The 13,519-nt window shown below is 47.1% G+C and carries 11 protein-coding genes; 4 read left to right on the plus strand and 7 right to left on the minus strand.

The window, feature by feature from the left end:
• Positions 1 to 787: hypothetical protein (locus tag LDL35_RS02365; protein WP_304019123.1), on the minus strand; the 787-nt coding region annotated here is incomplete at its 3' end.
• Between the two features lie 126 nt (positions 788 to 913).
• Here LDL35_RS02365 and LDL35_RS02370 point away from each other — a divergent pair.
• Positions 914 to 2,302, plus strand: coding sequence for an MFS transporter (locus LDL35_RS02370; protein WP_304019125.1), 1,389 nt, complete (start codon positions 914 to 916; stop codon positions 2,300 to 2,302).
• A 15-nt stretch (positions 2,303 to 2,317) separates the two neighbouring features.
• Here LDL35_RS02370 and LDL35_RS02375 read toward each other — a convergent pair whose 3' ends face one another.
• A complete protein-coding gene (locus tag LDL35_RS02375) occupies positions 2,318 to 3,763 on the minus strand; it encodes a SprT family zinc-dependent metalloprotease (protein WP_304019126.1) in 1,446 nt (481 codons plus the stop codon).
• A gap of 278 nt (positions 3,764 to 4,041) precedes the next feature.
• Positions 4,042 to 4,698 carry a nitroreductase family protein gene (locus LDL35_RS02380; protein WP_304019128.1) on the minus strand — a complete coding sequence of 219 codons (657 nt, stop codon included), beginning with the start codon at positions 4,696 to 4,698 and terminating at the stop codon, positions 4,042 to 4,044.
• A 106-nt stretch (positions 4,699 to 4,804) separates the two neighbouring features.
• Here LDL35_RS02380 and LDL35_RS02385 point away from each other — a divergent pair, with 106 nt between their 5' ends.
• Positions 4,805 to 6,973: a methyl-accepting chemotaxis protein gene (locus LDL35_RS02385; protein WP_304019130.1), complete on the plus strand. Its 2,169-nt coding sequence runs from the start codon at positions 4,805 to 4,807 to the stop codon at positions 6,971 to 6,973.
• An 11-nt stretch (positions 6,974 to 6,984) separates the two neighbouring features.
• On the opposite strand, the gene LDL35_RS02390 is transcribed toward LDL35_RS02385, so the two are convergent.
• From LDL35_RS02390 to LDL35_RS02405, 4 genes are all read right to left on the minus strand, one after another.
• Positions 6,985 to 8,391 (minus strand): MATE family efflux transporter, encoded by a 1,407-nt coding sequence (locus LDL35_RS02390; RefSeq protein WP_304019132.1) that lies wholly within the window; start codon positions 8,389 to 8,391, stop codon positions 6,985 to 6,987.
• Positions 8,388 to 8,852 carry a MarR family transcriptional regulator gene (locus LDL35_RS02395; protein ID WP_304019134.1) on the minus strand — a complete coding sequence of 155 codons (465 nt, stop codon included), beginning with the start codon at positions 8,850 to 8,852 and terminating at the stop codon, positions 8,388 to 8,390. The genes LDL35_RS02390 and LDL35_RS02395 overlap by 4 nt, the downstream gene beginning before the upstream one ends.
• A 71-nt stretch (positions 8,853 to 8,923) precedes the next feature.
• Positions 8,924 to 9,103, minus strand: coding sequence for a hypothetical protein (locus LDL35_RS02400; RefSeq protein ID WP_304019136.1), 180 nt, complete (start codon positions 9,101 to 9,103; stop codon positions 8,924 to 8,926).
• 62 nt (positions 9,104 to 9,165) lie between these two features.
• Positions 9,166 to 9,582: a hypothetical protein gene (locus LDL35_RS02405; protein WP_304019138.1), complete on the minus strand. Its 417-nt coding sequence runs from the start codon at positions 9,580 to 9,582 to the stop codon at positions 9,166 to 9,168.
• 180 nt (positions 9,583 to 9,762) lie between these two features.
• Between LDL35_RS02405 and LDL35_RS02410 the strand changes: the two genes are divergently transcribed.
• On the plus strand, positions 9,763 to 12,276 hold the full coding sequence (locus tag LDL35_RS02410) for a methyl-accepting chemotaxis protein (protein ID WP_304019140.1): 2,514 nt from the start codon (positions 9,763 to 9,765) through the stop codon (positions 12,274 to 12,276).
• Between the two features lie 53 nt (positions 12,277 to 12,329).
• The coding region (locus tag LDL35_RS02415; RefSeq protein WP_304019142.1) for a transporter substrate-binding domain-containing protein at positions 12,330 to 13,519 on the plus strand (1,190 nt) is incomplete at its 3' end.

Consider the following 13,519-nt stretch of genomic DNA (forward strand, 5'->3'; position numbering starts at 1 on the left):
TCTGGACGATATGTTCAACAATCTCCTGTTTCACATAAATGGCCTGTAGAGCGATTGCAATACTCTCATGTGATATATCACTGTTTTCAAGTTCGTCATGAAGTTCAGTCACATCAATTTTGAAGATTAATTCCGGACCGGTATGCACATAATATTCCACATCTGCATTCATCAGCTGAACAAGGGCAATATTGAATGACTCCAGCTCATCCTCGGTCGGTATAATTCCGGAAGTTGGTTGGAATGTGTAGAAAAGCTCCTCTGCGGGGATAATCTTCCGAATGATCATTTTATTATCCCGAATGGAAATGAGATCATTATCGAGGAGCACTTTATTCCTCATAATTGCAGTAATAATTGGATTTACTTTCACCTCATCCGTGTTATCCGGCTCAGCATCGCGATCATATACAATATCGCCTTCTTTCATCTCTTCAAGTGTTTTTAGAGCATTATCCCGGTCAAGGGCAAGGGTGCTGAGAATTCTCTCGACTGCTTCAAGGTCCTCTTTTGTATCCTCGATTACCTCATTTTCATGCAGATCATCCGGGTTATCCTGTTTCTCCTCCTGGACATTTCTCATCTCATTCTCCAGGTCCTGGGTTAATTCTTCCCTGCAGTGAACGAGATAGGAATGGATATTGTCAAACGTTCCTTTCACCCTGATGGAAAAGTGCGAAGAGGTAACCGGTTCGATTCTCGTTGAAATGCCACTTTTTCGTAATAATTTCGTAAGTCTTTCTGCTTGTTCAAGGTTGTCGCATGCAAAAGTGTGGCCTAATACCATACCCTATGTGTCTGCTATATGAGGTGATAAGCAGATGTATTGCAAGTTTCCCCCTCCTCATTTCCCACACCTGAAAACCTCCAGGGAGCACAGGTTCAAGAGATATGCTGTCTAACTCTGTTCCTCATGTATAGTCAGACCGAAAAATCGGTCCTTCTCTTTATATCATCACTGGCATCATTTCTGGTTCCCTATACCGTATCTTCATTAAATGTCGCTTTGCCAGCAATTGGTTCATCATTTGGTCTCGATGCGGTAACCCTTGGATGGGTCACTACAGCATATCTCCTCATTGCTGCAGTATTCATGCTCCCGTTTGGAAAACTTGCAGATATGTATGGAAGAAAACGGGTTTTCATCATTGGTACTATTCTCTTTGCTATCGGGTCACTTCTTGCAGCGGTATCATGGTCAGGATCGGTGATCATCATCGCACGGATGATCCAGGGGCTTGGTGGTGCAATGGTCTTCTCTACTTCCATGGCGATTGTAACCGTTGTTTTCCCTCCCGGTGAACGGGGGCGGGCAATTGGCATTATTACCGCAACGGTATATGCAGGCCTCTCACTTGGACCGGTTCTTGGGGGGTTTCTGACGCAGATATATGGATGGCCGTCAATATTCCTTGTTAATATTCCCCTTGCTCTGATTGTTGTTGTATTGACCATTCTGTTTCTGCATGATGAATGGAAGGATCCGGATAAAGCCGGGTTTGACTCCGGGGGTGCAGTGCTCTATGGGTGCATGCTCATGGGGATTATGTATGGCCTGACCGTTCTTCCTTCCCCGGCTGGTATTCTCTGGATTGGGGCCGGGCTGGCTGGAGGATATCTTTTCATAAGGTGGGAAAGAAAACAGGAGCGCCCACTTATCAGGCTCTCAACGTTCAGAACGAACCGGACCTTTCTCTGCTCCAACGTGTCAGCCATGATCAATTATGCGGTTGTATTTGCCGTGGGATTTCTTGTGAGCCTGTCACTTCAATATACCCGTGGCTTTGATCCGGCGACAACCGGTATGATCCTGCTGGCACAGCCCCTTGTCCAGACGGTCGTCTCTCCTCTGGCCGGGAAAGCATCGGATTCTGTTGAGCCTGCCATCATTGCAACGCTGGGAATGGCTGCCACGACCATCGGACTTGGAGTGTTGCTGATTGTGCTGCCGTCCGGTTCTGTTCTTTGGATCCTGGCCGGTCTTGTCATCCTTGGCCTTGGATACGGACTCTTCTCTTCACCGAATACGAATGCAATAATGAGTTCTGTTGAGGTAACCGATCTGGGGATGGCCTCTGGAATGGTCTCAACCATGCGGACGGTCGGGCAGCTCATCAGCCTTGCCATCGCGATGATGGTCTTTTCGGTCGTGATCGGAACGGTAAAGATAACCCCTGATGTCTACCAGCAGCTGGAACTGAGTACCTCAATAATCTTCCTGATATTTATCGGGCTTGGAATTTTGGGAATGTTCACGTCATATGTAAGGGGAACGGTCATGAACCATGAGAATCAGGGGTGATTCCGGTTCTATGTATTATAATATCCATTCATGCCCGTGTTTTTTCAGATATTCCCGTCGTTCCTTGTAGTCGGGCATCATACTCTCTACGGTATTCCAGAAACGGGGGGAGTGATCAGGGTGAATTTTATGGGCCAGTTCATGAAGAACCACATATTCAATAATTCTTCGTGGTGCCATGCAGAGCCGGAGGTTTAAGATGATACTCTTTGATGTGCATGCACCCCACTTTGTCTTCTGATCCCTGGTTTTTATCCGGGGAATGGGCACGTTGAGCAGGGCAGCATACCGGGTGAAATAGGGGAGTGCGAACAGAGAGAGCTGCTCTGCAAAGAACGCAGAAACAACCTGTTTTACTGCCATTTTAGTGTGATAATCGGTGAAATCTGCCGGAACGGTAATGAGTAATTCATCCCCCTGTCGCGAACAGGACAATTCATATCCCCGCCTGATTCTGATGGTAAGTGATTCGTCAAGAAATGGGAAGACCTGTCCGTCCTGATAGGTCCGTTTCGGGGGAAGGGGCCGGACGCTTCCGATGGTATGGGTATACACCCATTCTGCATTCTGGACCATAAATGCATGAATGTGAGTGACCGGCACATGGGGAGGAGATACAACACAGACTTTTCGGTCCTGGTTCACTTTGATTGTAGTCCGTTTCGCACGGGGGTTTCGTTTTATGGTATAGGGGATGGTATGCCCCTCCCAGGTGATATGACCGGCATCTTCTCCCGGTGTGTTTGCAGGCCCTTCCTGAAGAGTACTCCCGTGTTGGTTCTCCGGGGGGTGAACTCCGATTTTTGGTGCAATCCATGACTTCCTGCTCTCCACAAAGGCAGTAATGGTATCTGTCGGTGTATTGTACGGGGCAGAGACCTCGATGGCTCCATTCCCATGTACCTTCAGGGTAATCCGTTTGTTCCGGGTGCTGCGGGAGATCCGATAGGGGATGAGTTTTTCATTGATTTGTACCGTATGCTCTTCCCTGGCAGGGGGGCACTCCGGGCGGGTGCAATAGTATTCCCTGTATATCCACTCTTTTTCAGAGGTGAGAAACCGGTGTATGTCCTCTTCTGTGGCATTCCCCGGGTTTTCAACCTCGACTCTCCCATCAGGATATATTGACAGATAGAGGGTTTTTCTCCGGGGATTATGGACAACGGAGTAGGGGATATCATATCCCCTGATATGGATCGTTCCACCGGTGAGTGATCGGGTCGTTTTTTGTGCGCCGGAAGGTTTTGTACCCTGGCTGGTGAGATAGGTTTGGAGGCCTTTTCGTAGTTCCTCTTTGGATACCCCGTACGGGGCCTGTACGATAATACGGGTGTCAGAAAGCGGGCTGTACAGGATCTCGTTCTGGCCTTTTCGATATGATACCAGAACATGAATGGGCTTTCCATTTATATCGAATAGTAACTTTTCAATTGAGATCTCCGGATCAAATGTGCTCTGCATAGCTGGTGCCAGTGTTTTCGATGATAGAGGTTGTCACTGAGAAGGCATAACCATGGTCAATTGTGTGCAGGTGCATGCCGGCAGATGAGCGCATGTCGAGTGGAAATAAGAGGGTATATATAGAGTTGTGAATGGCGAATATCACCAAGTAATCCCCTTAATTTTGATGCGTGCAGATTTTTGGAAAGATCTTGATTTCTCAAGGGACAATTTCAGGCAGACGGTCAGGTATGTGGTTGTCTGGTGGAAAGCCACCCATGACAGGGTGCAAAAGGGGATCAGAAGACCCAAGAAACGTCCGGTTCACCCGCAGGACTGTCATTGTTCTCCTGCAACTCTTCATGAGGATATCCGATAGCAACGCCGGCGACAGCATATTTTCCGGTTGGCAGGTGGATGAGAGAGAAAAATTCGGATCTTCTGGAAAGGTATGAGATACCGGGTATCAGGTGAACGCCAAGATGATGGAATGTGGCAGAGAACCAGAGGTGTGAGACTGCAAATGCCAGGGATTCCTGTTCGACTGGCGGGAATCTCCGCTCCTCGGTGATGATAATGATGATGGGTGCTGATCTGAAACTGGATATACCCGTTGTTTCGAAATTTTTGAGCATCTGGATATAATTTCCCGGCCCTTCCGGCGTATACGCACGCCATCCGAAGAAAGAGATAAGTTCGTCACGGGTGGTTTCGATTGCTTTTTTGAGTATCTGTTCCAGGATATCACAGGAAGGAGTGCCGGTCCTGAAGACAAAGAATCTGCGGAGATTATGAAGTACTGGTTCAGGATACGGGTAGGGAGCCTGAAAGCCGGCATGGATGACCTGGTGTATTACCGGATCTGATGGAACTCTGGATGAAAAAACATATACCGGTTTACAGAGTATATGAGGTTGCTCACTGCTTTTCGTTGGGACATCATCTTTCGGTATCATTCTGCGTCTTTCTTCTGTTGTAGAACGTATGGTGGTGCATTGAGCCAATCTGTTTTATGGATATTTATATATGGCCTTTAGATCATGATCACATCATAGATGTACCATGACAGGGATGGATGGCACTATTATTGAACAATTGTGTCCTAAGATGCTGGATGAAGTTCCGGTAGCAGTTCTCCTTATTGAAAACGGTATGTTCGTCTACTGTAACAGGGCAGCAGTCGATATGTTCCATGCAACCAGACCGGACCAGATCGTCGGGAAACCACCCGGGATTTTATCTCCTGAATTACAGCCTGATGGGCAGTCATCACAAGATAAAGCGGTTTCTATTATCACTGATGCTATCAAAGGAAAACCACAGCGGTTTGAATGGGTTCACGCCAGAATGGATGGCACTCCGTTTTTCGCCGAAGTCCGCCTGGTGAAAGTGGACATTATGGGCCGGACATTTCTTCAAACGAATATCATCGATATTGAGCATCGGAAACGTCAGATGGATGATCTCTACCATATTCTTGACGGAGCAACTGCAGCAATTCTCCTTATTCAGGACGGGAAATTTTCGTATTGCAACAAGGCTGCTCTTCAGGTTTTCGGGGCTGAAAAGAGGGAGGATATTATCGGTATGGCTCCTGGTTTCTTCTCTCCAGAGGTTCAGCCTGACGGGAGTCCCTCTGATCAGAAGTCGATGACATATATCAGAGAGGCTATGAACGGGAGGATGCAGCGGTTTGAATGGGTGCATAAACGACTGGATGGAACCCTGTATGATGCTGATGTCGGGCTCAATCGTGTTGAATTGGATGGGAAGACCTATCTTCAGACGACCATATTTGATATATCCTCACAAAAGCGCCAGATTAAACTGATGGAACATTTATCCTCATTTTTAAATCTGGAGGTGAACCGTCTTGGGAAAAACCTGTATCAGCTGTCTCTGGGTTCGTTTGATCTGGATTATGCAATATCAGAACCGGATGAGTTTACTCGTGATGCACATGATCTCTTTGAAAAGATCTATGCAAGTTTGAAACAAGCGATAGATTCGATCAGGATCATGATGGATGATGCCAGCCTTCTTTCTCAGGCAGCCCTTGAGGGGAGACTGGATGCCAGGGCAGATCTGACCCGCCATAAAGGGGAGTTCAGGCGGATTGTTGAGGGGATGAATAAGGTATTGGCCGCTGTAATGATACCGGTCAGAGAAGCATACCGGGTTTCGGATGAGTATGCCAGGTATAATTTCCACGTTCAGTTTGACCCCTCAATCTCTGTCATGGGAGAGTTCCAGCGTTTTAAAGAGGCCCTCAATACGATTGGAACTTCCATTTCTGATGCCATCCATCATCTGAAAGATGAAATTCAAACACTTTCAGAGAATGCGTCACATGCCCGTGCAGGGGTTGAGGATGTCAACCGGGGGGCACAGGAAATAGCGAAGAATGCAGAAGAGACATCAATGAATGCAGATAAAGCGCTTGAAGGGATTGATCAGGTCCTTCAGGGGATGTCTGATCTGACTACCATGGTAAGTGATATTGCTGCAGGAACCGATGAGGCTTCACGCCTGTCAGATGAGACAAATACCCTCGCACGGAAAGGGATTGAATCTGCGGGTGATGCCGAGCATGGGATGGAGAGCATCACACAATCTTCCCATGAAGTGGATGTTATTGTAAAAGAGATTCAGGACCAGATGGGCCAGATACGAAAGATTGTGAGTATTATCACCGATATTGCTAACCAGACAAACCTTCTTGCACTCAATGCGGCAATAGAAGCAGCACGGGCCGGAGAAGCAGGAAGAGGATTTGCGGTTGTCGCTGCTGAGGTGAAAGCACTGGCCCAGGAGTCCCGGTCATCCGCAGAGTCAATTTCAGACATGATTCAGGCACTTGAGTCAAAATCTGAACAGGCGGTTATGGCGATTGACAGATCTGAAAAAGCGGTGAAAGAGGGGAACAAGGCTCTTGGAATAACCCTTGATGTATTCCGTGATCTTTCAAACGCGGTTGGAACAATATCTGAAAAAATGGCCTTTGTTGCCAGATCAATCGAGTCACAGGCTGCCTCGTTTGAAGAGATTACCGCAAGTGCACAGGAGATGAGTGTCCTTGTGAAGAAGACTGCTGATGATGCAACACAGTCATCCGCCACAAGTGAAGAGGCATTAGCGGTTGTTTCGCAGATCAACTCCGTTATTGATGCGATAAATGCAGCGGTTCATTCGATGAATGATGAGATGAAAAAATTTTCTTTGAAGAAATAACCAACTTTTTTTCATTGGTAGCGGAGAAGCCGTGAGAGATATACTCTTGCCCAGATGAATGCAAGTGTCCCGCCCAGAATGTCACCGGCAACAATACCCCACCAGATTCCGTGTTCTCCATACCCCAGAACAATCCCGAACAGGTAGGCAAATACTGCGATAAAGAGAAGGTTTCTGAATACATTCAGGGCAAGTGAAGTCATTCCTTTCCCGACTCCCTGAAAGAGGGACCCTGACATGATACCCGGTGGGACGAAGGGGTAAAAGAAACACATCGTTGCAAGGAATGCTGCAATGGATGGTGCAAGATGGATACTCTCCGGTGAATAGGTGAATATTGTTGCTATCTGGTTTGCAAAAAGCCAGGTGATGACAGAAAGGCTTATCGCTACCATGAGCCCGGTTTTAACCGAATAGTTGAGAATAACAGGGAGTTTCTCATATCTTCTGCCACCAAACGCCGCTCCGGCCACTGATATGACAGATGTGCCGATTGCAGCGAGGGGTATGATTGCAAATATGACGACCCGCCATCCTGCAGCATATACGGCAACCGCATCTGTTCCGGCAACGCTGACGAGCAGGCCATTGATGATGATTGCCAGAAGTGACATCAGGAAAAATTCAAGGCTGGCAGGAATTCCAACGCTGAGGATATCCCACATGGTCTGCCTCTGATATACAAATGATCTCCTGGAGACCGATATATACGTGTCCTTCTTTCCAAAAAACCAGTATACGAGGATAATTGCTACAAATACCTGTGAGATGACCATCCCCCAGGCAGCTCCTGCAATACCCATTCCTGCGGTGTAAATGAGCAGGGGATCGAGGACCATGTTCATGAGGGCTGATACTGCCATGAGGTACATCGCCCGTTTCGTATCTCCCTCGGCACGCAGGATTGAAGAACCCACACTCGTGAGGAGAAGCAGGATGGTACTCCCAAATACTACTCTTCCGTACTCGCCACAGAGCCCTGCAGTCTTTCCTGCTCCAAACAACAGTGCAATGTCCGTGGTCCAGATAACCAGCGGTATAGTAACAAGAGTCGATATGATGACCGTCAGGATGATTGCATGAAAAGCAGCATTGTTCGCTCCCTGAAGGTCTCCTGCTCCTATCTTCCGTGCGATTGCTGAGGTTGTTCCTGCCCCGAGACCATTTCCAAGACCGATAAGTACCAGAAAGAGCGGGGATATAAATCCGACAGCCGCCAGTGCATCTGATCCAAGCCCTGCAACCCATATGGCATTGACGAGGTTATAGGTTGAATACAGCAGCATGGCGATGATCAGCGGTCCGGATAATTTTCGAATCGCTTTCTCCGGTTCACCCAGGAGAAGTGACACTCCGACTGTCTCCTCCTTTTTTACCCCTGGAAGGTTTATCTCATGATCATCTGTATTCGGCTTCAATTCTCTCCCTCAAGTGCCCTGATTGTCTGTATGCTTGACGATGCAACCTGCCTGAGCAACTTTTGCAACTGCTCTTTCTCCTCTTTTGTGAGCTGACAACTGACTGCCTGTTCCCATTCCTGGTCAATAGCCATGATCTCCGGTGCCATCTGGTATCCTTTCCTGGTGAGTGAAAGGCGGAATGCACGGCGGTTATCAGGGTCAACACGGCGTGAGATGTACTCTGCATCCTCCATTTTTTTCACCGTCCGGGCAATGGTGCCTTTATCAAGGTGGAAGTACCTGGCCATGGTATCCTGGGTAATGTCAGGATGTTTGAGCAGGCACATAAAAACCGGGTACTGACCGGCTGATAATTTAAACGGTTTTAATCGTTCATTCAGAAAGATAACCCGTGCTCTGTTGATGATGGATAACAGTGGTCCTGGTGGAAGTGATGATGGAAGTGGTGAATCAGACACGTGTACAGGTGTTCACTGATATCATATAATGTTGTGTATGCAACAGTTGTGCATGCAATAAAAAGTAAGTGTTATTTTTTCCGGTAGATGTTCAGTCCGATCTTGATCTCTTCATGATCCGGGATTGATATGTTCCCTTCAGTTGAAGCGATAGTGATAGATTTTCCTGACTTCGATTCTCCATAATCCTTACTGATATCAACAGTGATGGTAAGGGTATTCCCTACCACCTTCATGTCAACATTTTTCATAAGATATCATTGGTATGAGAATATTTGGAGTTTTTCTCTCCCGGATATTCTAGGGTAGCCGGTTATTCAGTAAATGTCAGTTTGAATATCTCACTGTCATAGATTTTCGTTCCTGGTCCTGCATCTGCGGCATTAGAAACCGGCGCAAAGATCTGGAACCGGAGTGTGTGTTCGCCCTTTTTCCTGTATTTGAGTGGGATGTCGAAGAAATTTGTTTCCTTTCCATCATTGCTCATCCATTCATGCACCAGTGAGATCTCCTCTTCATCAATGAAAATTTTTGTAATGACTTTCTGTCGTTGTTTGGCATCATGTCGGATCTGGTAAAAAAACCGGGAATCACTGAGCGGGGTGGTGAGTGATTTTTGAGGATCAACATCTCCTGCCTTTGTTGTCCAGAATCCATGAATTGCTATCTCCATATGTGGATCACCAGGAATCTGTCTGCATATCAGATGATAATACCATAGGCTGCTCATACAGCAGATATGTTATCTGTTATAAAACAACCTCAATATTAACGAAATATCGTGAATGTGTTCTCCTGTCATCACCATATTATCAGTATTGAATGGATTCTCAAATGTCTGACATTCCATGAAGTATAAATAGATTCTTGGATAATAGAGGTCTGTCTGAAAACGTATAGGAATCATCCGATGAAGCACATTTCATGGTTTGATTTTCGGTCAATCAAACAAAAAATCCTGTTTTTTGGTGGATTCGCGTTACTCCTTGTAGCAGCATGTATTATTGGGTATGCAGCGTTTGCTCTGAATTCAGAGGCGATGAATGCTGCTCATGATGAGATGAACAGCATAGCAGAACGTGAGGCAGCATATATCGGGAAGGTTCTCGAAGAGCCGTATTTTACCGCCTCAAGTACTGCATCAGGTCTTGTTGGGATTCGGGAGAAGAACTCCCATTTTGCCAGGACTGATGTGATCTCCTTATTGGAGGGCATATTACAGGATCACCCGCTTTACAATGGTATATATACCATCTGGGAACCGGGCATATTTGACGGGCTTGATGAGCAGTATAAACTCCGGGAAGGATATGACAAGACCGGCAGACTCCGGGTCTACTGGTACCGGGATGCAGACGGAACTCTTGTCAGGAAAATGTATGATGAAACAACAAAGGATCCCGGATCATACTATGATATCCCAAAAAAGACCGGTAAGGGTGAGCTCATAGAACCCTACCTTGAAACCATGCAGGATCCGCCGGTCCTCATGGCCTCGGTATCATTGCCGGCGATGATGAATAATCAGTTTGCCGGTATCGTTGCGATTGATATTGCTCTGACTGATATTGAAAAGATTGCTGATAATCTCGACCTGTATTCAGGAACCGGGAAGATGGTGGTGCTCAGTCATGAAGGACTGATTGCAGGAGCCTCCGGAGATCAGGATATAGCAGGAAGACCCTTCTCTGAAATTGCTGCTTCGCTTGGTCTTCCACAGGAGATCATCCTTGATGCCGTTTCATCAGGTGAGAAGAAAACCTTCTCATACAATGGATTCATTGGATCGATAAGCCCGGTGATTGTTGGTGATTCCCCAACCCCCTGGAGTGTTGTTGTCTATGCCCCGGCTGATGTGGTGACCAGAAAGGCAACTGAACAGACGATCATACTCATAATTATCGGTGTGGTGTTCTCCATATTCGGTCTCTTCCTGCTCTTCCTTGTTGCCAGGTCCATATCCCGGCCTATTGAAGAGATTACGTCTGTCGCTCATGACCTCTCCCTGGGAGATATCAACACCCAGGTGACGATAAAGCAAAATGATGAAGTAGGAAGGCTTGCTGATGCGTTCAGGATCCTTACGAAGAACCTGAAGAACCATGCAGAGTCTGCTGAACGTATCGCTGCAGGTGATCTGAAATTCAGGATTGAAGTGGCCAGCGAGAAGGATGTGCTGGGCAATTCGATGATCCGGATGAAAGAGACATTATCTAGCGTTACGGCAACCATGAACCATCTGGCAGGAAAGGCTGCATCAGGTGATCTGTCGGTCAGGGGGGATGCAGATTCATTTTCAGGAGAATTTGCCCAGATTATCAAGGGGGTGAATGCAACGCTTGATGCAGTCATCGCTCCCCTGCATGAGGCCATGCGTCTTGCCAGGCATTATGCGGATAATGACTTTTCAGCCCGGTTTGATCCCAATGTGCAGGCAAGCGGTGATTTTATCTCATTCAGGGACGCGATGAACAGTATTGGTATCCAGGTGACAAAGACCATTCAGAACATACAAAACAGGATGGTTGAACTGATGGCAAGCGCTGAAGAGGCACAGGCATCGGCAGATGAGGTTGCCCGTGGTTCATCTGTCGTCGCTGAACATGCAGAATTGGTTTCGGTCAGGGCTGACCAGGGAAGCGAAGCAACGAGCCATATTCTCCATGCCATGGAAGATCTCTCTGTTGCGGTTTCGGATGTTGCAATACGGAGTGAATCGGTCTCAAAACTCACTGAGAAAGGGAATGATATCAGTAAACAGGGTCAGAAACTTGCATCTGCAGCAAGTGAGGGGATGGAAGGGATACGAAACGCAACCGGAGACCTGAACCGGATAATCCTCTCCATCCAGGAGCAGATGACCCAGATAAATAATGTTATTGCAATCATCACCGGGATTTCTGATGAGACAAATCTGCTTGCACTCAATGCGGCAATTGAAGCGGCACGTGCCGGGGATGCCGGGAGAGGATTTGCGGTTGTTGCTGATGAGGTGAAGGATCTTGCCATGGAGAGCCATGCATCTGCAGAGAAGATAGAAGAGATGATCAGAAACCTCCAAAGGGAGTCTTCCCAGGCATCTGATCTCATGACCAGGGCACATTCCCAGGTTGAACAGGGGTATGAGGCAGTTGGTCAGAGTCTTACGTTATTTGGGGATATTGCCGGTATGCTGGAACAGATCGCCCGCGATGTAAGCGACGTTGCTGCATCATCTGAAGAAGAAGCAGCCTCAGTCTCTGAAATTACGAGAAATATTGAGCATGTTGCCTCACTTATCAAAGAGACCGCAGATAGTGCAGTATCCAGTGCTGCAGTATCACAGGAGACCTCGGCTGCTGTAGATCAGATCAGAAAAGTTGTTGAACATGTGAACAGCGTTGTTGCCTCCCTGCAAAAGGAGATCGGGAAGTTCACCATCTGATCCATACCGCCCCTTTATTGCGGACGATGGGAAAACATAACTCCTAACGAACAATGAAAAGTTTTTTTCTTTTCTCAAAATCTCCGGGTTCTCTCTTCATCATACTACTTTTTGTTCTTCTGAGTGGGATTGGAGCCTGTTTTACATGTGCAGAGGAACCCTCATCAGATGCAGGCTCCTTTCCTCTGAGTCCTGAAGAACTGGAATGGATCTCTGCTCATCCAATTATCAGGGTCTGCCCTGACCCTTATTATCCCCCGTTTGAAATGATCACGTCAGATGGTGTGTATCAGGGAATATCTGCCGATCTCCTCAGAATCATCGCCGAACGTGCCGGACTTACTCTTGAGATTGTGCCATGTGAGAACTGGAGCCAGTGTATAGAGAAAATTCGGAATCGGGAAGTAGATATCCTCGGTGCTGTGTTTATTTCAGACCTTCGCTCCCAGTATCTCTCTTATACTGATCCCTTTTACTCGTCTCCACTAGAGATCATTACCAAAAACACCGCACCTTCCGATCTGACTCTGGCCGATCTCTCCGGAAAGTCGGTTGCAGTCGTTGATGGATATACCTCTCATATGTTTCTGGTCACGTACTATCCTGACATCCATCCGGTAGTTGTTCCTGATGTCCCATCAGGACTTGAAAAGGTCGTGTTCGGCTCTGCTGATGCGTACCTTGGTGATCTGGCAACCGCAGCCTATTATACGGAAAAGTCAGGGTTTACCAATCTCCAGATCTCAGGGAAGGGGTTTTTTGCAAATAATACCCTGCAGAATCTTGCTTTTGGGGTTCGAAGTGATCAACCTGTTCTTGTATCAATACTCAATAAAGGGCTGCATTCACTCTCTGATGCAGAAAAGAAACGCATATTCTCAACCTGGATACCTGCATCACTCGTCCCGCCCCTGATAAGCCGGGAGATTCTCATTGCAGCAGGGGGGATCATTGCCTTCTTCTCCATCATAATCCTTGGGTTTTATGTCTGGAACCGTTCCCTTCAGAAGGCGGTCGATGAGAAGACCAGGCAGCTTGTGGCAGAGCTTGATGAGCGGAAAAAGATTCAGAATGAACTCCAGAATAAAAATGATGAACTATCCGCGGCATATGAAGAGATTGCAGCAACGCAGTATGAACTAAAGCAACAGTATCTGCAGCTGATGCAGAACCAGGAGGAACTCAGGCAGCAGGAACGAAGGTTGAGGCAGATCCGGTTCTCTATTGATCAGAGCCATGATAA

Source organism: Methanospirillum hungatei, from assembly GCF_020216685.1.
Lineage (GTDB): Archaea > Halobacteriota > Methanomicrobia > Methanomicrobiales > Methanospirillaceae > Methanospirillum > Methanospirillum hungatei_B.